We start from the raw sequence: 19,560 nt of genomic DNA, 5'->3' as shown, positions 1-19,560 counted from the left end.
ATAACGTGATTGCAGAGTTTGGCAACTGTTTCGCTTGGGCCAGTATCGAAGTACCTGCCTGTTGCAAAATTTGCGCTTTGGTCATCGCGGTGGTTTCTTTAGCAAAATCCGTGTCGCGGATTCGGCTATTAGACGCCGCTACGTTTTCCTGGATATTCGCCAGGTTATTAATGCTGTGGCTGAGGCGGTTTTGTTTCGCACCCAGATCCGCACGTTGTGAATCAACGTATTTCATTGCCGCATCAATGATACCGACTGCATTCTGCGCACCACCAACAGTAGTCACGTCAATATTATTTACGGTTGTCGCCGTACCCGGACCACCTTCCAAACCAAGCTCAGATGCCAGACCACCAGAGATGCTCAGTTCACCTTCTATGTTCGGTTCCGGCATAAACAGCTGCAGCTTGCCATCCTGGTCGACCGAAGCTTTGAAATGTTCATTCTGACCATTGATATAGGTGGCCAGCTCTTCAATATCATCACCCTGCTTGGCGACAATATCGATAGTGACTTCTTCACCCTCAGGAGTAACAAACTCAAATTTCAGGTCGGACGCTTCCGCTGGTACACCCCAGTCTTTCGTTTTGCCTTGTTCAGCGATAAACGTTTGGCCACCCATCAGCGGTTCATCGGCACGCATACTGGTCAGGCCCATGATCATGGCTTCACCTGAGCTGGCGCCAATCTGGAATGACGCTTCACCGAACGAGCCGTTCAGCAGTTTACGGCCACCAAATGACGTGGTTTCCGCAATACGGTTCAGCTCATCCTGTAGCGCCACAACCTCTTCATTCAGGGCTTCACGCTCTGATTGCGAGTTAGTACCATTAGCGGACTGCAGTGCCAGGTCTCGAATACGCTGCAGAATATTGGTCGACTCGTTCATCGCCCCTTCAGCAGTCTGGGCAATCGAGATACCGTCATTGGCGTTACGCATGGCAACATCCAGACCACGAGACTGAGCGGTCAAGCGGTTAGAGATCTGCAGGCCAGCAGCATCATCTTTTGCACTGTTAATCTTCGCGCCTGACGACAAACGTTCCATGGAGGTATTCAGCTCGCCGGTGGCTTTGTTTAAGTAACGCTGAGCTGTCATCGCCGACACGTTAGTATTTACGTTAATGGTCATAGTTTGCTCTCCTAGTGAGTTCGCAAGCACTTGCGAAGCGGCCAGCTTAATCTCATTTGGAAGCACTGACCGTAAATGACTTGCAAAACCGGCACTTGCCAGTTTTTAAACCTTTCAACTCTGAATATTGTTATTCAATTAGCGTGCCAAAATTTAGACACCGCAAAATGAAAGGTTTATTTTAATAAATTTCAATAACTTACTTTTACTTCAACATATTCAAACGCATTATTTCGGCGCTTCCGCTGTTTGCCGCCCTGTTTGCCCACCCGGTGGCAAGCGGCGAATTTTTACCCCATTAACTTTGATTGCCATGCTCGTACGGCATTGCACATACGGCTTCCTGGCATCAAATGTAATTAAATAGGGTAAGGTCTTTGGTTTTACCGAACGCTTGTTGCGATGCCTGCAAGGCACGCGAGTTTTCATTAAATTCAATCACCGCTTCGGCATAGTCCAAATCTTCAAAGTTACTTTTGGACTTCGCCAGGGTCATCTTAAAATCTTCATGCTGCTGCTCTTGAATATCCAGGGTATTCAACCGGGCACCGACATCGGTGCGGGCTTTGTTGAGGTGGATAAAGGCAGCGGCAAACTCTTCGGTCATCTGATGCAGTTTTGCCGCATTGGACACATCGGATACCGACCCTTTCGACAGCTCGACAGCCTGCTTAAAGGTTTCGAAAATACTGTAGGTCTTACGCGGCTCCAAGGTAATAGAGTCACCACGAGTGATTTGTCCTTTTACCGAGATAGAGACCCCTTTGTACTGGATGCCGTTTTGCGGGCTGAATTCATCCGCTTTGACCACAGAACCGTTTCGCTCTAGCTGGTAGCCGTATTTGCCATCCGGCATATCAACAAAAGTGACTTTATAAACCGAATCATCGTCCGGACTGGTATTGGTCGCGCGCTCCAGCAATAACTCAGAACCTTTCTTCAATTGATACTGGGGTTCGTAGTCGCCAAACGGGTTGTCTATTTCCATAAACAACTTACTGCCAGGATCGTTGAGCGGCATTTCCAATGCATTGGAGATACGCATTTTGCGCTGGTAGTCATCACCGGCATAACTGACGTTGCCGTCTCTGTCGCGGAAAAATGGCTGATTTTTTGGCTTAGTACCGGCAAAAATGTAGTTGCCCGACTCGTCCTGAACATTGACCAGGTTAAGAAAGTTATCGGATATTTCCTGCAACACCCTCGCCTGAGCCTGGCGGTCTTCCGGAGAGAGAGCGCCGTTGATCATTTCCATCACGTTCCGCTTCGCTTCGTCGGCAAAGTTTTCGGTATTGGCGATAATGACTTCATGGTGTTCCAGGCGGTTACGGGTCAGCGTGATGGCATCCATATACTGGCGCAACTGTTCCGACTGCTGGCCAATGTTCTGGATGTAGTGGGTCGCCAGCGGGTCATCACTGGCCCGCATCAGTTTTTTGCCCGACGCTAACTGAGCCTGGTTGTGATGAACTTTCGACTCCTGACGGCGCAAATCGTTTTGCACCGCTTGATAGTTATGGAAGCTGGAAATTCGATTAAACATTTTTCAGCTCCTTATCTCAGTGCCAGAATGGTATTAAAGGTGTCGTTCGCCGCCTGCATGATGCGGGACGAGGCCATATAAGCCTGCTGGAATTTCATCATGTTGGCAGCTTCTTCATCCAGGTTCACCCCCGAGATAGTCGCCACCCGCTCCTGGGCCGATTCTTTTTCTAACCGTGAAACATCGGTCAAGCGGGACGCCGTCGACATCTGCAGACCAACATCGGTATTGAGGTTGTGGTAGATATCGATCAGGGTCGACTGATCCTGGTTGAGCTTTTTTTCACTCTGCAGGTTAAGCATTTTTCTCAGGTTGCCGTTATCCCCTTCTGAGGGGACAAGGTTTGCCGTGAATTTATCGTTCGGTAACGCGCCACCGGTCAGTTCAAAGGTCGTGCCCATCACAGTGACAGGGCCAGACGGCGGATAGTCCCTGGGTTCCATCAGCACTTTGCCCTTTGGATCGGTGACGGCAAATTGTAGCCCATCCGGTGAGACGACCACTTCGAACTCGCGCAACTCGCCTGCCGCACGAATACCGAACTTGGCGGTGCCCTGGGCGAAAGTGGTTGAGGCTTCATAACTTTGGGCGGCAATGGCGGTCGGGTCTTCCGTTTCAACTTGAATCTGCGCCGCGCCGCGCCGGGTCGGCCGGATCAGAACCCGCTCACCATCCGCGAGATCTTCGCGAATTTCAATGCGAATGCCGTCGATACTGATCGCATCACGTTTAACGTCAACTTCCGTTCTTTCGCCGTTAGGTCGGGTAATATAGTAATCACCATCGGCGTACTGTAGCGAGTATTCGCCGCCTTTTAGCTCACTGACGTCTTCGATAAATACCGCCAGTTCCGCTTCCGACTGAGACGAAGTCACCACCCGGGATTTGGCGACCACTTCAGAGTTGACGTCGGTAAACATCAGTCCACCGATATTGCCGCGCAAATCCAGGCCCTGCGCCTGTAGCTTGTTGACTTCATAAGAATAGGCCGTCGACATGCGCCCCAGCTCATCCATCAGGTACGGAATTTTTTCATCGCGCATATCCAGCATCGCGCCGATTTTTCCGTCGATGTCTTTACTGGTGATGGCTTTAATACCGTCCCCTTCGATCATTGCTAACCGGTGCTGTTTGACATCCGGATAGCCGTCGATCATGGCTAACTGACTGGCTTCAGTACCGGAGACCAGGGTATGGCCATTGCCGATGTGAACATTAAAGCCTTCTTTGTTCTTTCGCGGGGTAACGGTCACTTTGGTGTATTCGGATAATTCAGTGATCAGCTTTTCATGCTGATCCATCAGGTCATTGTGTGGACCTGGGGTACGCATCATCAAGCGGTGAATATCGCGGATTTCCAGCGCCAGTTGGTTAACCCGCTCAATGCCAAGCTCCAACTTCTTGTTGGTAACATCGTATTGCTGTCTTACCGTATTGTGGAAATCATTCAGGTTTTGGCTGATCAGGCGGGCTTTTTCCAGCACCACTTTACGCGCACCGACATCATTGGGGCTGTCAGCCAGTGATTTTAACGAGTCAAACCACTCATTGATGTTTTCCGGAATCTTTTTTGAAGCCACAGAAGAGAGCAGATTGGACAGCATTTCCAAGTCTTCTTCTGAATTACGTTTGGTGGCATAGCTGGTGGTGGCCATGTTTAGCTCGTTAACGGCAAACTGATCCCAGGAGCGGCGAACTTTTTCCACATGGACGCCCATACCATACGTCTGGCCGCCGTGCATGCGCGGATCATTGGTCCCTTGGATCACAGACTGACGACTGTAACCCTCTGTATTAACATTAGAAATGTTATGACCCGTGGTATTAAGCTGTTTCTGAGCGGTCAGGACACTTTGTGCCCCCACATTCAGAAGATCCGACGCCATACTGCCCCCGAAAAGCTAATAAAATCAGTGTTTACTGCGTAACTGACTTTAGAAATGCAATTACTATACCAATAAGGTTGGCTATGACATCGGTGCTAGCTTGCTAACGGCGGCAAGTGGAGCCGGGAGGCGGCGGAGGCGCGCAGTCGCGGCAAAGTAAAAGGGCTTACCAACGGCAAGCCCTTTAAATGGAGTCACTACATCTGCTCTATCTGCTGCTTCACCCGCAGCACTTTATCGGCGTAGTCCGGGTCGGTCGCGTAGCCCGCCCGATGAATGCCGCGAATAAACTGCTCCGAATTGCCGCTATGCTGCAGCGCCGTAGTGTAACGCGGGTTATCACGCAGGAACTGGACATAGTCATTAAAGCTCTGCTGGTAGTTATCATAAGAACGAAATGCTGCCCGCTCCTGGACCGGGACTCCCTGATGGTATTCCAGTGTCTGGGTGGCGACTTTATCTCCCTGCCAACGACGGTCAGCTTTAATGTTGAACAGGTTGTTGGAACTGCCGGTGGCGTTTTTCACCACTTTTTTACCCCAGCCGGTTTCCAGAGCAGCCTGGGCCAGTAGCACTGAGGAGTCCACACCGAGCGCACGAGCCGCCCGGTCAGCATATGGTTTGAGGGAGTGGATGAACTGAGCCGGTGACTCAAACTTATCGGGCGCAGGCTGCAACGCCGCCACCGATTCAGTTTCCGGCGCGCTGTGCAGCGCGGCTTGCCGGCGATGCTCACTGACTTTATCCATCATAGCGGCAAAATCATCGCTGCGGGCGGCGGCATTCTGGTTATCCACCTGGCCGGCACTAAGCTGGGCGACGATCATATCGGCCAGGCCCAGCGAACCTGAGTCACTCAGTTCACTGACCATCTGTTCATCCAGCATTTGCCGGTAGAACTGTTGATTCTGGCTGTCCATCAAACCGGATTCAAAGGTCGCGTTGGCATCCCGCATCGACTTAAACAGCATATTGGTAAAGATCGCTTCGAACTGACGGGCAGCGGTTTTCAGCGCTGCCTGTTCACTCTCTTTGTCGCCGTTCACAGCCTGCTGACGCAGTTTATCCAGCCCGGCAATATCGTGAATAAAACCAATGTCGTTGGCGTTGTTCATGCTGCTCACTCCGCTAGATAATGATTAACTGGCCTTCAATGGCACCGGCTTGTTTCAGTGCCTGCAGAATCGCCATCAGGTCAGAGGGAGCGGCGCCCACTTCGTTGACCGCGCGGACCAGATCATCCAGCGTCAAGCCGGGTTCGAATTTAAACATCTTGCCCTGCTCTTCGGTCACTTCGATTTGTGAATCGGGTACAACAACTGTCTGCCCGCCAGAGAACGAATTCGGCTGGCTAACCTGCAGATTTTCCTTAATGGCTACCGTCATACCGCCGTGGGTCACCGCGGCAGCTTTTAACCTGACATGCTGGCCAACCACGATGGTGCCGGTACGAGAGTTGACGATAATTTTGGCCGAGCCTTCGGCCGGATCAAATTCAAGGTTTTCAATCGCGGACAGAAACGCGACCCGCTGGCTGATATCACGTGGCGCGCGCACTTTGACCGAGGTGGCATCCACCGCTGACGCCATCTGCGGGCCGAGGAAATTGTTTACCGCATCAGCCAGGCGCTGGGCGGTGGTAAAATCAGACTCAAGCAGGTTGAAAGTAATGTAATCGCCGCGGCTGAAAGGAGTCGGGATTTCCTGCTCAACGATGGCGCCGTTCGAGATCATCCCGGCAGTCGGATTGTTGCCGACAATTTTTGAACCATCAGCGCCACTGGCACTGAAACCACTCACGACCAGATTCCCTTGCGCTACCGCATAAATCTGACCGTCGAGGCCTTTCAGCATGGTCTGCATCAAAGTACCGCCGCGCAGGCTCTTCGCGGAGCCGATCGACGAAACCGTCACATCGATGGTCTGACCCTGTTTGGAGAAAGCCGGCAAATCAGCGGTAACGATCACGGCGGCAACGTTTTTCGATTTCGGTTTGGTGCCCGGCGGCAATTGAATGCCGAAGTTCTGCAGCATGGCCCGGAAACTTTGATCGGTAAAAGGAGTGGATTCACCGGTACCCGGCAGACCGGTCACCAGTCCATACCCCACCAGTTGGTTGCTGCGCACACCGGCAACCTGCGCCACATCTTTGATACGGGCAGCCTGCGCCGCCGTAGCCAGCAGCAGCGAGCTTAACAATAGCAGGGTTAACTTTTTCATCACTTTTACCTTTTACTCTGTCCTTAAAACCGGCTAACGGGTTAGCCGGTTGGCAAGCCAAACAAATGGCGGCTTGCCGCTTTACAGAGAGACATTAAAGAATCGTGCCAAGAATCCAGGTTCTTGCATATCCTGATTGGTTCCGGTGCCGGAATATTGAATGCGGGCATTAGAAATGCGGGTTGATGCGATGGTATTGTCAAATTCGATGTCATCCGGACGGATGGTGCCGCTGAGACGAATGTACTCATCGCCGGTGTTCAGGGTCAGCCATTTTTCGCCGCGGATCACCAGGTTGCCGTTCGCCAGCACCTCAATGACTTCAACGGTGATAGAGCCGGAAATGCTGTTGCTCTGATTGGCGGCGGCGCTGCCACTGAATTTGTTGTCGTTCTTCAGTGCGTAGGAGAAATCATAGTCGTTGATGGTCAGCGGCCGGCCACCGACTTCCAGCGGATCCATGTTGGCGTCGTTTTTCTTCGACAGGTCCGCATCGGCACTTTTAGCCGCTTTGGTGCTCTCATCTAACGTCACGGTGATGATGTCACCAATGCCACGCGGCTTGGAATCATCGTAAAGGTTATTGACCCGCTTACTGTTAAACAGTGAACCGGTTTCTGCGGCATAGTGTTGTGGCGCATCTTTGGGATGAATCGGTGCCCAGGCCGGATCGCCGGCAACCGGATCGGTTCTGCCGCGCAGCGTATCGGTGATGCCCGTGCTTTCCTGTTCCGCTTTATCGCCTTCTACCGCATCCACAACCGTGGTACCGGAAGTCGGTTCATTGGTTTGTTCGGCTTCCGGCATCAGGCTACAGCCTGACAGTGTCGCAATGGCACATATACACAGTAGACGTTTCATCCCACTACTCCTGAAATTTGCTTAAAGCTGCTGATTGACAAAACTCATCATTTTGTCGACGGCCGAGATCACTTTAGAGTTCATCTCATACACGCGCTGCGCTTCAATCATGTTGACCAGCTCTTCAGTCACATTGACGTTGGAGGTTTCCAGCATGGACTGACGAACCGAACCAAACCCTTCCAGGCCCGGTACGCCTTCTTGCGGATCACCACTGGCGCCGGTCGGCAGATACAGGTTCTGACCAATAGGTTCCAGACCACCCGGGTTAACGAAATCCACGGTAGTGATTTGCCCCACTACCTGGTTATCTTGCTGGCCTCGTACCCGGACCGACACCTCGCCATCGGTGCCGACAGTGATGCTGATGGCATCATCCGGAATCACAATTTCTGGCTCCAGCGCGTAACCGGCCCCTGAAGTGACAATCGCCCCTTCATCATTGACGGTGAACTGGCCGTTACGAGAATAACCGATGTTGCCGTCCGGCATCAGGATCTGGAAGAAACCATCCCCTTCGATCATCATGTCGAGGCTGTTATTGGTGGTCTGCGCATTACCATTGGTATGGATTTTTTGCGTCGCCACTACCTTTGAGCCCGCGCCCAACATCAAACCGCTGGGCAGTTCGGTATTCTGTGACGACTGGCCACCAGGCTGGTTGATGTTCTGATAAAACAGATCTTCAAATACCGCACGACTTTTTTTGTAGCCAATGGTTGAGGCGTTAGCCAGGTTGTTGGAAATGGTCGCAATATTGGTCTGCTGCGCATCTAAACCTGTTTTACTTACCCACAATGCCGGTTGCATAGCCTTCTCCTAATCTCTTTAACTCATCCGAAGCAGCGAATCGGACGACTTGTCCATGTCTTCTGCGGTGCGCATCATTTTGACCTGCATTTCAAACTGGCGTTGCAGATCAATCAGGTTGGTCATCTCACCAATGGCATTGACGTTACTGCCTTCAATGGCCCCGGTAAGGAGTGTCACACTGGCGTCTGCCTCATAGGGCTGATTCGCCTGCTTTAAGCGAAACAGACCATTGGTATCTTTAAACAGCGATTGATCATTGGTTCGGGTCAGTTTGATTCGGTCGACCACTTCCATGGCGTCGGCAGGAGCCCCCTGCGGTAACACTGACACCGTCCCATCTTTGCCAACTTCTACCTTACTGACCGGAATCGGTACGGTAATCGGCGCGCCGGTTTCACCCAACACCAGGTTGTTATTGCCGCTAATCAGCAGGCCATTGGCGTCGATTTTTAAATTGCCATTGCGGGTCAGACCTTCCTGGCCGGTTTTATCCATTACCGCTATCCAGCCCTGCCCCTGGATGGTGACATCCAGATCGCGGCCGGTGGTAATAACACTGCCTTGAGCAAAATTGTGTCCGGGCCGTTCGGTCATGCTAAATACCCGGGTCGGTAAGCCGTCGCCGTAGGCCTGCATTGAGCGGGCCTGGGCTAAGTCGGCACGAAAACCGGTAGTACTGACGTTGGCCAGGTTGTTTGCCCGTAACTGCATCGCCTGCATGTTCTGCTTAGCGCCGCTCATGGCAAGAAACAGTGAACGATCCATAATCTGCTCCAATGATCAATCGATAACACAATCAAAGCAATTGGCATGCCAAGATTTAAACTTGTTATTTATCAGTCAGATAGATTGGATAATGTCGGGTTTTGGAGGGAAATTGCCGCAAGCCGGGAGCCGGGCGGCAAGCCAGTCAACCAGTATTGCCGCTGGTTGACTGGATCGGTAAGTTCAGAAGTGAGATTTAGCGTATCTGCAGGATATTTTGTTGCAGCTGGTTGTGGACTTCCAGTGAACGTGAGTTGGCCTGGAAGTTACGCTGAGCAGAAATCAGATCCACCAGCTCCTGGGTCATATCGATGTTCGATTGCTCCAAAGTACCGCTGTTGATGGTGCCATATGAGCCTTTGTTAGACTCACCCCAGATTTTAGCACCGGAAACTTGGGTGGAATCCCACTGAGTCGCGCCTTTTTTGTCCAGCCCCTGTTCATTCGGGACACGAACCAAAGCTACCCGGCCCAGCGTCACCGCTTCACCATTCGAGTATGTACCTAACACACTGCCATTCTCATCAAAATCAATTTTGGTCAGAAAGCCAGTGGTCGCGCCATCTTCATCGAACTTGGTCAATTCAAATGGTGCGGCAAACTGGGTAGCGGAATCCAGGCCAAATGACAGGCTTTGCGCGGGATCGGCACCATTGAGATCCACAGGGTTGTCGCCGGCACCCAACGGCTCAGATACGATATTCTGACCATTATTGAGGCTGGCCAGAGTGCCGTCATTGTTAAACTTCATGGTATGACCCACATGGCCGGTTGGTGACGTGGCGTCTCCACCAACAATGTTAAGCGGTTTTTCTCCGGCTTTGTCGGTCACGGTATAGTAGGTCTGCCAGGTGTTCTTCTGAGTCTGATCTTTCACATAGTAAGTCGTCAGCTTATAAGACTGGCCCATCGAATCGTAAATGGTCGACGACGTCGAGCGGTTATAAGTGTCCGGATCGCTGTAGTCAAACAGTGCCGGATCTTTCAAATCGCCGTTGGCTGGCAGGTTCACGCCAACTTCAATATTGGCGGTCTGCTTCGGCTTACCAAATTCGGCCGGAATATTGATCGGCGAAGGCTCATAGGACAAGACATCACCGGTATCTTTATTGACCTGATAACCCAACAGAAACTCGTCGTTTGCCGTTACCATGTAGTTATCTTTGTTAAGGTGAAAGGCGCCATTCCGTGTCAGCTCATTTTGCTGAGGAGTCAGGCGATCTTTTGCCACGGCAAAGAAACCGGTACCCGCCACGCGAAGATCCATCGGGTTATTAGTATAAATACTGGAACCTTCATGGAATTGCTGGGCAACCTGTGACGCCTGTACACCCTGACCCGGAGAGGTTTTAATGTGGGTGAACAGTGAGTTAGAGTACACATCACCAAATTCTGCACGCGACTCCTTAAAACCGAAAGTATTGGCGTTGGCAATGTTGTTACTGGTGGTGTTCAGGTCCAGCTGCGCTGCAGACAAACCACTTAAGGCAATATATGACATTCCAAAATCTCCTTCTAGCTCGCGTGATTACGCTTTGCCAACTTCAAGTACTTCAGCCAGTCGAACTGGCGACGTAAAGCCAGCCAGATTGAGCATTACGTTACCATCACCTTTACCCAGGAGAACGCTGTTGACATTTGCATAGGTCGAAACCTGAAATTCTTTGCTTTCTCCATCCAGCAAACCCGCCGCTTTCACTTTGTATTTGCCGGCCGGCAATGGATTACCGTTCTCGTCGTTCCCGTCCCACTCCACTCGAGTATCCCCGGCAGGTTTGGCACCCACATCAAATGTACGTACCAGCTGGCCCGCTTCATTCTCTACTCTGACCATCAGGTTATCCAGCGATTGAGGAAGCTTAACCATGGCGGCCATACCGGCATTCTCTTGTTTCACCCCTGCAGCTCCTGGTACGAGCACATCACGACCTACCAGTGAGGAAGCTTGCAGAGCTTGGTTAGACGTCATCGAGGAATTGAGACTCTCAAACTGATTGTTCATTTTCCCGATACCGTCAACGGTGGCAAATGAAGCCATTTGCGCAATCATCTGGTCGTTGCTAACCGGCTTAAAAGGGTCCTGCTGAGCTAACTGCTTGGTCAGTAATGATAAGAAGTCCTCTTGTTTGAGATCTTGCTTACCCGTTACTTCATCCGGTTTGTTTTGCTCCTGAAGCTTTTTAAGCTGGTCAACATAGGACAAGCCGCTTTGACCAAGTTTATTAATTTCGGCCATGCTACCCCCTCCCTTTATTGACCCATCTGCAGCGTACGCAGCAGCATCTGTTTACTTGCATCTGCAACCTGTACATTCGTCTGATATGCACGAGAGGCAGATATCATATTGGCCATCTCTTCCATCACGTTGACGTTTGGCTTGTAAATGTAGCCTTCATCGTTCGCAAGTGGATGATCCGGGTTGTATTCGGCATTGAGTGGCTTATCGCTCTCTACAATACCCAGTACTTTTACCGGCACGTTATGGTCACGGTTATAACGCGCTTTACTTAACTCGGCACCAAAAACCGCATGGCGCGCCTTGTAAGTGTCTTTCGCTGAGCTGGAGACACTTTCCGCATTCGCCAGGTTACTGGAGGTGGTATTTAGACGAACAGATTCGGCACTCATGGCTGAACCAGTCACATTGAATACATTAAATAAGCTCATCTATTAATCCCCTTTGATTGCCTTAGTTAAGTTCCTGAACTTACCACCCAGAAAATCCAGTGACGCCTGGTGACGAATCTGATTCTGCATAAACAAGTTACGCTCTAAATCAACATCCACCGTATTGCCGTCTCCGGTATCTGGCTGGGTAGGCACCCGGTACTTCATTTCCCCGGTCACATTTGTAGAGGCAGAAATATGCCGACCATCGGTGCGGCTAAGACTAATGCTTGCCCCCGATGTTGCCGCCTGCAACGCTTTGCTAAAGTCCATTCCTTTCGCTTTAAAGCCAGGGGTATTTGCTTGCGCAATGTTGCTGGAAATCACTTCCGCATTGCGCTCACGTACGCCCACCGTATGCTGGTGAATGCCTAAAGCGTTGTTAAAAGAAATAGCCATGGTTGCCTCTCAAATAAGAACTGACCGTTTACCGAGGTTAATCAAGCAATTTATGTACCAAGATTAAGCACAGTCACAAATTGATTGAATATCTCTGCAGTATCGATAAACAGAGCAATAAGCGCGCCAATGCCAATAGTAGACCCGCTCGCGATTTTGAACATGGGGTGAATATCACACCGCCATCTATCAGGTACAACATAGCGGCCAAAAACTAAAAAACCCGGCAAATATTGCCGGGCGTTTCAACTAGCGTAACAAACTGTTACTTCAGTTTGTAAATGATGCCGGGATTACAACGAACCATTTCAAACCGGTCGGTCAATCCGGTAAGCGATTCCGATGCGCCCAACAACAGATACCCCCCCGGGTTTAAGCTGTTGGCCAGCTGGTTCAGCACCTTGGATTTCATATCTGGAGAGAAGTAGATCAACACGTTACGGCAGAAGATGATGTCAAACCGCCCCAGCAACGCATAGCTGTCCATCAGATTCTGCGGCCGGAAATTAACCAGCCGTTTGACTTGGTCCTTGATCTTCATCCGGCCATCGCCGGCATCTTCAAAAAACATCCGGCGCCGCTCCGCGGATAATCCGCGTCCTAACGCCAGGTTGTCGTAAACGCCAGTCCGACACATATCGAGCATACTGGAGGAGATATCCGTCGCGGTAATCGACACACTGGGTAACATCCCCGGCTTTCGCTGCTGAGTTTCCAGTATGGTCATCGCCATCGAATAAGGCTCCTGACCGGACGAACTGGCCGCTGACCATATTTTTAGCGGCCTCTTAGTGACGGCTAACTCCGGCAGAAGCCGTTCAGCCAATACGGTAAACGGGTAACCATCGCGGAACCACAAAGTTTCATTGGTGGTCATGGCATCAACCGCAGCCACACGTAAATCTCGGTTTCTTCCAGCAACAACATCGCGTAATAGTTGTGAAAGTGACCCCAGCTGATACTTGGTCACCAACGGACTCAACCGGCTTCGCACCAGGTACTGCTTGCTGTCTCCCAACACGATGCCACATTGTGATTCGAGAAAACGGCTAAAATCTCGGTATTCTTGATCGCTGATTGTTATCGCTGTCATCAATGTCTCTTTATTATTCTGTCAGCGCCGATTTAACGGCATTACCCAATTCATCCGGACTAAATTTGGCGATAAAAGAATTTGCACCTACCCGCTCAACCATGGCCTGGTTGAACACCCCACTCAGCGAAGAGTGTAAAATGACGTACAGATCTTTCAGATCTGGGTTGCGACGGATCTCTGCAGTCAGGGTATAGCCATCCATTTCAGGCATTTCGATATCGGAGATCACCAGCGAGATCTGGTCATAAATGCTGCCCTCTCCAGCCATCTCGACCAGCTTATTGTACGCTTCCTTGCCATCTTTAACTGATACCGCCTCGAAACCGAGCGAACCTATCGCCCGCTCTATCTGTTTGCGAGCAACAGTCGAATCGTCGGCCACCATAATGCGGCGCACGATCTGCTTCTGCTCTTCGACCTGGGCGATGTCATCGTTGATCGACGCATCCATGGTTTCATCTGCCGGGGCGATCTCGGCCAGAATTTTCTCCACGTCGAGGATTTCGACCAATTCATTGTCTATATTGGTGACGGCGGTAAGGTAGCTCTCTTTACCGGCACCATCCGGTGGCGGCAATATCGCCTCCCAATGCATATTGATAATACGCTCAACAGAGGTCACAAGGAAAGCCTGCACACTGCGGTTAAACTCTGCAATGATCACAAAACAGTTTTCAATATCGGTGGTCGGCCGGCCACCGATAGCCATGCTGAGGTCAATGACCGATACCGTCTGGCCGCGAATGTGCGCCACGCCTTTAACCAGGTGGTGCAGGTTAGGCATCGCGGTTAACTTTGGACACTGCAGCACCTCTTTAACTTTAAAAACATTGATCCCATAACGCTGACGTCCCATTAACCGGAACGTGAGTAACTCCAGTCGGTTCTGCCCGACGAGTTGCGTGCGTTGATTCACCGAATCCAGAATGCCGGTCATAAGCGGATCTCCATTTCAAACTTTGGTATTAAAAGTGCTAGTCTACTACTGGCCAAGCAAATTTCCGGAAATAACAGAATGTCGTATTTTAAAATAATCAACAATCTACTTGCCACAACTTATTGTAGAGCTTCCAATATTATTTTTTTTTACTATATCGGCATTTTGTTAGCTACCTTTAGCTTTTCGGCAACATCTGCCACGAATGAACAAATAATCGCCATCCAACAAGCGGCCGAGCAGCATATTCTAGCGAATATTGAAGTGCCACCAGGTGCACAGCTACAGCCTAATGCCGCCAATATAGACTCCCGGATTAAGGCCACTGACTGCCCGCAAGGACTCAATACCTCAGCTTCCTCTTCTAACCCTCATGCCAGCAACATTACCGTGTTGGTTGAATGCCTGCAGGATAACTGGCGGGTATATGTACCGGTCAAGCTGTTGATGTCCGGACCTCAAGTCATCACCGCTAACGCGATCAACAAAGGGCAGGTAATTGCCGCCCAGGATCTCAGTGTCAGCATGGTGGAACTGAACCGCTTTCGCCGCCAGGGCTTTACCTCGCCCGTCTCCATCCTCGGGGCCAAAGCCAAGAAAAACCTTCGTAGTGGCGAGATCCTGGAGCAAGGCGATATTTGCGTGGTTTGCCGCAACGATTCGGTGATGATTAAAGCGTCTAAGTACGGCATGGTCATCACCACAAAGGGTACGGCACTCACAGATGGGTCACTTGGTGAGCATATAAGAGTGAAAAATAATAAATCCAACCGTATAATCGAAGGAATTGTCACCGACATTGCTGAAGTTACCGTCAAATTTTAATCGCCACTATCAACCAGTGCTGTAGCAACAAATTGCGATTATTATAAGAAAAACACTAAAGTATTGAAGCAACTCGTCGATAGTGACTGTACAAGTACTGTTTTAATCAAAGGCTAATTTATGGCAGGTATCGATAACATACGTCCTGGACAGACGATCGCCACGTCGACTCGCAGTTCAGCCCGTAGCGATTCTTCAGCTAAAAGCTCAGAATCTGCGCCGAAATCCCAGGCTGCACATGATGCAGTGTCGTTGAGTGATCACGGCAAAGCAATGGGTGAAATGCATAACCAAATGGTATCGCAACCAAGCTTCGACAAAGCAAAAGTCGCCGCTATCAAAGAAGCGATCGCCAATGGCTCGTATACCGTTGACCCTGAAAAACTGGCCGACAACATGATGAAATTTGAAAAAGAGCTGGGTGGTTTATAACCATCCGGTTAGATTGAGTGGTATTTATGGCATCGTTGCAGAGCTTAATTGACTTTCAGTTAGACAACGCCAAAGCTTTCTCAACTTTGCTTGAGAAAGAGAAACTTGCCATCACCAGCCGGGTCTCTAAGCAGATCGAAGCCCTGGCCAAAGAGAAATTAACGCTGATCAATCAGTTGCAGCAAGCCGATCAACGGATCAGCCAGCATCCGGATGTTGAACTGCTGCAAAGCGTAGATGAATTGAAACAGAAAGTGGAGCAAGTCCGCACGATTATTGCCGACTGTCAGCGCATGAACCTGGTCAATGGTGAAGCGCTAAAACGCGCTCAACTCAGCTTCAACAAGCTAAATAACCTGATGCAGCAAAGCCAGAATAAAGCCGGCATGACTTACACCGCCGACGGCAAAGCGCAGAATATTTCCACCCTGGGTACCAACCTGAAAGCCTGAACACTCTTACTTGCCGCGCTTAGCCTGCGGCCAAAAACAGTTTCACTCGAACACAAAAAAGCGGCAAGGTTGATTGCCGCTTTTTTATTTCTGGAGATAGTTTCTGGAGATAGTTGGCTACCGACTAAAAGATTGTCTGGCGCCGTTTTTCCGGTACCACTTTCACTTCACCGTAATTGCGTAACCGGTTCATCTTGTCAATATTTAGCCTGAGTTCAGTAACATAGCTATCACCGACTTTATAGCTGCGAACCACTTCAGCGCCGCGAATCACGCCATCCACCGCACCTGACGTTCTTTCCGTACCCAGGCGTTGATCGCGTAAATCTGCCCGGCCACTGACACGCATACCGTAGACCTGCTCTGCCAGTTCCCGGTACGCATCTATTTTAGAAGCCCGCATCGCGCGAACCTGCTTTTCTTCCTCGTTCAAACCTTTTTGCTCACTGATACTGGCGTAGCCCACGGCGGTCAGCCAGGATTCAGGATCCATCGCCGTCAACGGCTGGCAACCCACCATAATCACACTCACCACGAGCAACCATAACTTTTTCATGTCGACTCCTATGGGCGCAGAATGACAGTGTACGGCTGACGAACCGATGGATCGGAACGGATCAGCACCCCATCTTCAGTACGCATACTGTTCAGCGTGTCTAAATCACGGCCGATGCGGTCCGCCGGCAGAAATCCCTGCGCAGTGGCCACCACCACTCTGGACTGCATACCCACCACGCGAGCATTCACTAACACGCCGCCCTCCTGACGAAGCATAGTGCCGGTCAGTATGTACTGGATCTCCTGCTCTTTCGCCAGATTTTTCCAGTCGCGGCTAAAGGCAAAATCGCCTTGCTGCGTTACCTGGATAGACCCTGTGGTTTTGAAGTCCACCACTTTAAAACCACGGCGTTGGAACTGGTGAATAAAGCCTTCCGAGACGGAATTGCCCAGCCAGTTGGTGGCATCCATATCCTGTAAGTCGACAAACGAAGTAACGGCGATAGGGGTTCTGGCCGACACGCTGGTATTGGAGATCATCAGATCTTCAGTCATGCTTTCGACGAAATAATCCAGCGTATGGCGTGGACTCTCCATTAACATAAACTTGGAGCCAGGATAGGGCTCTTTACCGTTATAGACAGGCGAATATGCACACGCTGTCAATAAAACGGCAGGGACTAAACTTAGCCATTTTTTCATTGCTTTATCTCCAGATATAATCAGGCCATTGAACGCCACTCGCAGAGTCTTAGTAAAAGTGGAACATTCTTTGCTTTTCTAACTGTGCAACCACTTAGAACGGCAATGCCTAAATCAGCTAATGACTATAAAGCAAAAACTGTACCCATTTGGCAGATAAAACATGACTAAACAAATTTCCCAAATACTGACCGCGCTTTGCCTGCTGGCAGGCTCGTTTACCACCCAGGCGGGTTGGTACGAAGTGGTCGGGACATCGCCGATTGTCTCTTCTGAGCGACTGGCCAGAAACAAAGCGTTGGAAGACGCGGTGTATCGCGCGGTGCGATTTTCCGGTGCCGATATCGGCAGCCTGTCCAATCTGCGGCCATTGCTGGAAAGTCAGCGCAGTGAATACCAGTTTACCAATCATGAAGTGCGCTTCGTGCTGGTCGAAAGTGAAGAGGTAAAAAACAATGTCATGCATGTCAAAGCCAGAATCGACATTTACCCATCGGCAACGGGTTGCCACTTAACTCAGTACAAGAAGACATTTCTGGTCGGCAACTTTGACGTAGTGTCGCCACAGCAAGCCGTAATGGGGCAGATTTACGACGTCGGCTCTGATTTTTCGGCCGTGATCAATCGCCAACTGGATTTAGAATCCGCCAGCTTCATCGCCCTTGGCACTACTGAGTACCAGATTGATAAACGGAATCCGGAACGGATCAAAATGATCGCCCAGGATACCGGGGCACAATATATTATCGGCGGCGAAATTACCGACCTGACGGCGACCATTCAGAAACAGTTACTGGACGACGACATCATCAACCGCCAGTTTGCGCTGCAAATGGTGGTCTTTGACGGCAAGACCGGCAACGAGGTGTTCAAGCGAAACTATCGTGAAGTTGCGCGCTGGCCGTTTGCCAAAACCAGCCAGGTGGATACCAAAAGTGCGCGCTTCTGGGCTTCTACCTACGGCGAAATGTTGCAGCAGGTCAGCCGCGATATCATGCTGGATCTGGAATCAGAAGTGTCGTGTAAAATCACCCTGCCTGAAGTCGTCGCGAAATGGAACGGCGTGATTACCATGGACCTCGGCCGGGTTCACGGAGTCAATGCCGGAGACAAATTGCAGCTGTGGCATACCGGTTCGTTTATCGATCAACGCGGCCTTCCTCGCAACAAAGTATCGCAAAGCGACATCACATTAACCGTTTCCCGCGTCTATGAAAACGAATCGGAACTGAGTGTTGACCAGCCGGAACTGGGCAGCAGCATTCAAATTGGCGATGTTATGCACAAAATGCAGTGAACTGAGCGACTTGGGCTTAACATTAGTAGATTTTTGAGTATGATAGGCCCTCACAATGCTCCCGTGGCACAGCTGGATAGCGCGGCCCCCTCCTAAGGGGCAGGTCACAGGTTCGAATCCTGTCGGGAGCGCCATATATTTTAAAGGCTAAGCAAAATTAAATGCTTAGCCTTTTTGCTTTCTAGGTATTCTGTGTAGCAGATATGAGGCGTTTTGATATGAGCTCTATGTGTAACACTCCCTGTTTTAGTGACATTGCTAATTTAGCAATTAGAGGATTAGTTTAAGTATGCCAAACGGGCTGTAGCCTAACCGCATTGCTTGGGTGCCCGTGCCATCGAGCACCTGTATCGCACTGCCTAAACGGTCAAAGTGGATGTAAAGGTCACTGATGTTTGCGCCTTTATTACCATCGGCATCAAGGTATGGTGAGTTGGTTTGGTAGAACGATAGGTGCAGTATCTGACCATAACCGTCTTGCTGTGGCAGCAGGGTTCGCTAGATAGAAACAAGGACACACGCCTCTTAATCGGTGTGTGTCCTATGAATTATCTGGGTGGTAGTGGTGGTGAATGATTTGGGTGGAGAAGACCTGATCCTCGTCGGAGGATCAGGTACAGTCTAAATAACGTTACTCTCTTTTAACTTTCGAGCCGAATGTGCCTAGCCAAAAAAACAGAACAAAAATAGCAATTTCTTTAATTAACTTTGAGTAGAACGCATATGATTCTTCCCCTAAGATTAATTCTTTGCCTTTACTGTTAACTGCTGACCCTGAGCTAATAATATCTATAATCTCCAAGGCAACAGGGATAGCCAAGACCATCATTAAAAGTTTGAAACCAAGTAAGTACTTTTTTTCCATGTATACGACTAGTAGTTTCATTACCTTTATTCCTTATCTAATTTATACTTACTTATATCCATCCCGAAATTCAGGTTCATGCCACTTAACAAGTCATCCAACTCTGTAAGCGATTTTTTACCGAAATTTCTGAATTTTAGAAGATCGTTGCGGTTATACTGAACCAGGTC

General features: G+C 50.1%; 22 protein-coding genes and 1 tRNA gene. 5 read left to right on the top strand and 18 right to left on the bottom strand.

All coding sequences use genetic code 11. The annotated features are described in order from the left end of the window. The 14 genes from ACQY6F_RS14685 to ACQY6F_RS14620 form a co-directional block, all read right to left on the bottom strand. The coding region (locus ACQY6F_RS14685; RefSeq protein WP_428775419.1) for a flagellin at positions 1-1,132 on the bottom strand (1,132 nt) is incomplete at its 3' end. Positions 1,133-1,481: 349 nt separating this feature from the next. Next, complete coding sequence (flgL, locus tag ACQY6F_RS14680; RefSeq protein ID WP_428775418.1) at positions 1,482-2,675, bottom strand: flagellar hook-associated protein FlgL; 1,194 nt, start codon at positions 2,673-2,675, stop codon at positions 1,482-1,484. Positions 2,676-2,686: 11 nt separating this feature from the next. Next, entirely contained in the window at positions 2,687-4,561 is a 1,875-nt protein-coding gene (flgK, locus tag ACQY6F_RS14675; RefSeq protein WP_428775416.1) for a flagellar hook-associated protein FlgK, read from the bottom strand. Positions 4,562-4,758: 197 nt separating this feature from the next. Continuing rightward, entirely contained in the window at positions 4,759-5,676 is a 918-nt protein-coding gene (gene flgJ, locus ACQY6F_RS14670) for a flagellar assembly peptidoglycan hydrolase FlgJ (protein ID WP_428775414.1), read from the bottom strand. Between the two features lie 13 nt (positions 5,677-5,689). After that, entirely contained in the window at positions 5,690-6,781 is a 1,092-nt protein-coding gene (locus tag ACQY6F_RS14665) for a flagellar basal body P-ring protein FlgI (protein ID WP_428775412.1), read from the bottom strand. A gap of 81 nt (positions 6,782-6,862) precedes the next feature. Continuing rightward, positions 6,863-7,642 carry a flagellar basal body L-ring protein FlgH gene (gene flgH / locus ACQY6F_RS14660; protein WP_428775411.1) on the bottom strand — a complete coding sequence of 260 codons (780 nt, stop codon included), beginning with the start codon at positions 7,640-7,642 and terminating at the stop codon, positions 6,863-6,865. Positions 7,643-7,663: 21 nt separating this feature from the next. Beyond that, the gene (gene flgG / locus ACQY6F_RS14655) at positions 7,664-8,452 is read right to left on the bottom strand and encodes a flagellar basal-body rod protein FlgG (RefSeq protein WP_428775409.1); all 789 of its coding nucleotides are present in this window, start codon (positions 8,450-8,452) and stop codon (positions 7,664-7,666) included. Positions 8,453-8,470: 18 nt separating this feature from the next. Next, positions 8,471-9,220 (bottom strand): flagellar basal body rod protein FlgF, encoded by a 750-nt coding sequence (locus ACQY6F_RS14650; protein ID WP_428775408.1) that lies wholly within the window; start codon positions 9,218-9,220, stop codon positions 8,471-8,473. A 196-nt stretch (positions 9,221-9,416) separates the two neighbouring features. Then, positions 9,417-10,721 carry a flagellar hook protein FlgE gene (gene flgE / locus ACQY6F_RS14645; protein ID WP_428775407.1) on the bottom strand — a complete coding sequence of 435 codons (1,305 nt, stop codon included), beginning with the start codon at positions 10,719-10,721 and terminating at the stop codon, positions 9,417-9,419. Between the two features lie 27 nt (positions 10,722-10,748). Further along, positions 10,749-11,456: a flagellar hook assembly protein FlgD gene (gene flgD, locus ACQY6F_RS14640; protein ID WP_428775406.1), complete on the bottom strand. Its 708-nt coding sequence runs from the start codon at positions 11,454-11,456 to the stop codon at positions 10,749-10,751. 14 nt (positions 11,457-11,470) lie between these two features. Then, the gene (flgC, locus tag ACQY6F_RS14635; RefSeq protein ID WP_428775405.1) at positions 11,471-11,887 is read right to left on the bottom strand and encodes a flagellar basal body rod protein FlgC; all 417 of its coding nucleotides are present in this window, start codon (positions 11,885-11,887) and stop codon (positions 11,471-11,473) included. Between the two features lie 3 nt (positions 11,888-11,890). Continuing rightward, positions 11,891-12,286 carry a flagellar basal body rod protein FlgB gene (flgB, locus tag ACQY6F_RS14630; protein WP_428775403.1) on the bottom strand — a complete coding sequence of 132 codons (396 nt, stop codon included), beginning with the start codon at positions 12,284-12,286 and terminating at the stop codon, positions 11,891-11,893. A 265-nt stretch (positions 12,287-12,551) separates the two neighbouring features. Next, complete coding sequence (locus ACQY6F_RS14625) at positions 12,552-13,379, bottom strand: CheR family methyltransferase (protein WP_428775402.1); 828 nt, start codon at positions 13,377-13,379, stop codon at positions 12,552-12,554. Between the two features lie 13 nt (positions 13,380-13,392). Further along, on the bottom strand, positions 13,393-14,319 hold the full coding sequence (locus tag ACQY6F_RS14620; protein WP_428775400.1) for a chemotaxis protein CheV: 927 nt from the start codon (positions 14,317-14,319) through the stop codon (positions 13,393-13,395). A 78-nt stretch (positions 14,320-14,397) separates the two neighbouring features. Between ACQY6F_RS14620 and flgA the strand changes: the two genes are divergently transcribed. The 3 genes from flgA to ACQY6F_RS14605 all read left to right on the top strand — a co-directional run bounded on the left by flgA (position 14,398) and on the right by ACQY6F_RS14605 (position 16,028). After that, complete coding sequence (gene flgA, locus ACQY6F_RS14615; RefSeq protein ID WP_428775399.1) at positions 14,398-15,144, top strand: flagellar basal body P-ring formation chaperone FlgA; 747 nt, start codon at positions 14,398-14,400, stop codon at positions 15,142-15,144. 120 nt (positions 15,145-15,264) lie between these two features. After that, complete coding sequence (gene flgM / locus ACQY6F_RS14610; RefSeq protein ID WP_428775397.1) at positions 15,265-15,576, top strand: flagellar biosynthesis anti-sigma factor FlgM; 312 nt, start codon at positions 15,265-15,267, stop codon at positions 15,574-15,576. A gap of 26 nt (positions 15,577-15,602) precedes the next feature. Next, complete coding sequence (locus ACQY6F_RS14605) at positions 15,603-16,028, top strand: flagella synthesis protein FlgN (RefSeq protein ID WP_428775395.1); 426 nt, start codon at positions 15,603-15,605, stop codon at positions 16,026-16,028. A 124-nt stretch (positions 16,029-16,152) separates the two neighbouring features. Here the strand turns inward: ACQY6F_RS14605 and flgP are convergent, their stop codons facing one another. Together flgP and ACQY6F_RS14595 are read right to left on the bottom strand one after the other, a co-directional pair. After that, positions 16,153-16,584: a flagellar assembly lipoprotein FlgP gene (gene flgP / locus ACQY6F_RS14600; protein ID WP_428775393.1), complete on the bottom strand. Its 432-nt coding sequence runs from the start codon at positions 16,582-16,584 to the stop codon at positions 16,153-16,155. 8 nt (positions 16,585-16,592) lie between these two features. After that, entirely contained in the window at positions 16,593-17,228 is a 636-nt protein-coding gene (locus tag ACQY6F_RS14595; RefSeq protein ID WP_428775392.1) for a FlgO family outer membrane protein, read from the bottom strand. 163 nt (positions 17,229-17,391) lie between these two features. Here ACQY6F_RS14595 and ACQY6F_RS14590 point away from each other — a divergent pair, with 163 nt between their 5' ends. Together ACQY6F_RS14590 and ACQY6F_RS14585 are read left to right on the top strand one after the other, a co-directional pair. Then, a complete protein-coding gene (locus ACQY6F_RS14590; protein ID WP_428775391.1) occupies positions 17,392-18,525 on the top strand; it encodes a flagellar assembly protein FlgT in 1,134 nt (377 codons plus the stop codon). Positions 18,526-18,582: 57 nt separating this feature from the next. After that, positions 18,583-18,659, top strand: a tRNA-Arg gene (locus tag ACQY6F_RS14585). Between the two features lie 497 nt (positions 18,660-19,156). Here the strand turns inward: ACQY6F_RS14585 and ACQY6F_RS14580 are convergent. Together ACQY6F_RS14580 and ACQY6F_RS14575 are read right to left on the bottom strand one after the other, a co-directional pair. Beyond that, positions 19,157-19,411, bottom strand: a complete 255-nt coding sequence (locus ACQY6F_RS14580; protein ID WP_428775389.1) for a hypothetical protein — start codon at positions 19,409-19,411, stop codon at positions 19,157-19,159. 5 nt (positions 19,412-19,416) lie between these two features. After that, on the bottom strand, positions 19,417-19,557 hold the full coding sequence (locus ACQY6F_RS14575) for a DNA-directed RNA polymerase subunit alpha C-terminal domain-containing protein (RefSeq protein WP_428775421.1): 141 nt from the start codon (positions 19,555-19,557) through the stop codon (positions 19,417-19,419). Positions 19,558-19,560: the final 3 nt, after the last annotated feature.

The organism is Vibrio sp. (assembly GCF_050299255.1).
Lineage (GTDB): Bacteria > Pseudomonadota > Gammaproteobacteria > Enterobacterales > Vibrionaceae > Vibrio.
Note: the sequence above shows the minus strand (reverse complement) of the source record. Positions and strands in the feature narration are given on the sequence as shown.

Bases quoted from the DNA above. Each gene is read 5' to 3' on its own strand.
- ACQY6F_RS14605 (WP_428775395.1), top strand. From the start codon at position 15,603: ATGGCATCGTTGCAGAGCTTAATTGACTTTCAGTTAGACAACGCCAAA.
- flgD (WP_428775406.1), bottom strand. From the start codon at position 11,456: ATGGCCGAAATTAATAAACTTGGTCAAAGCGGCTTGTCCTATGTTGAC.
- flgE (WP_428775407.1), bottom strand. From the start codon at position 10,721: ATGTCATATATTGCCTTAAGTGGTTTGTCTGCAGCGCAGCTGGACCTG.
- flgH (WP_428775411.1), bottom strand. From the start codon at position 7,642: ATGAAACGTCTACTGTGTATATGTGCCATTGCGACACTGTCAGGCTGT.
- flgK (WP_428775416.1), bottom strand. From the start codon at position 4,561: ATGGCGTCGGATCTTCTGAATGTGGGGGCACAAAGTGTCCTGACCGCT.
- flgB (WP_428775403.1), bottom strand. From the start codon at position 12,286: ATGGCTATTTCTTTTAACAACGCTTTAGGCATTCACCAGCATACGGTG.
- flgL (WP_428775418.1), bottom strand. From the start codon at position 2,675: ATGTTTAATCGAATTTCCAGCTTCCATAACTATCAAGCGGTGCAAAAC.
- flgM (WP_428775397.1), top strand. From the start codon at position 15,265: ATGGCAGGTATCGATAACATACGTCCTGGACAGACGATCGCCACGTCG.
- ACQY6F_RS14665 (WP_428775412.1), bottom strand. From the start codon at position 6,781: ATGAAAAAGTTAACCCTGCTATTGTTAAGCTCGCTGCTGCTGGCTACG.
- flgG (WP_428775409.1), bottom strand. From the start codon at position 8,452: ATGCAACCGGCATTGTGGGTAAGTAAAACAGGTTTAGATGCGCAGCAG.
- ACQY6F_RS14590 (WP_428775391.1), top strand. From the start codon at position 17,392: ATGACTAAACAAATTTCCCAAATACTGACCGCGCTTTGCCTGCTGGCA.
- ACQY6F_RS14650 (WP_428775408.1), bottom strand. From the start codon at position 9,220: ATGGATCGTTCACTGTTTCTTGCCATGAGCGGCGCTAAGCAGAACATG.
- ACQY6F_RS14580 (WP_428775389.1), bottom strand. From the start codon at position 19,411: ATGAAACTACTAGTCGTATACATGGAAAAAAAGTACTTACTTGGTTTC.
- flgA (WP_428775399.1), top strand. From the start codon at position 14,398: ATGTCGTATTTTAAAATAATCAACAATCTACTTGCCACAACTTATTGT.
- ACQY6F_RS14625 (WP_428775402.1), bottom strand. From the start codon at position 13,379: ATGACAGCGATAACAATCAGCGATCAAGAATACCGAGATTTTAGCCGT.
- ACQY6F_RS14620 (WP_428775400.1), bottom strand. From the start codon at position 14,319: ATGACCGGCATTCTGGATTCGGTGAATCAACGCACGCAACTCGTCGGG.
- flgC (WP_428775405.1), bottom strand. From the start codon at position 11,887: ATGAGCTTATTTAATGTATTCAATGTGACTGGTTCAGCCATGAGTGCC.
- flgP (WP_428775393.1), bottom strand. From the start codon at position 16,584: ATGAAAAAGTTATGGTTGCTCGTGGTGAGTGTGATTATGGTGGGTTGC.
- flgJ (WP_428775414.1), bottom strand. From the start codon at position 5,676: ATGAACAACGCCAACGACATTGGTTTTATTCACGATATTGCCGGGCTG.
- ACQY6F_RS14595 (WP_428775392.1), bottom strand. From the start codon at position 17,228: ATGAAAAAATGGCTAAGTTTAGTCCCTGCCGTTTTATTGACAGCGTGT.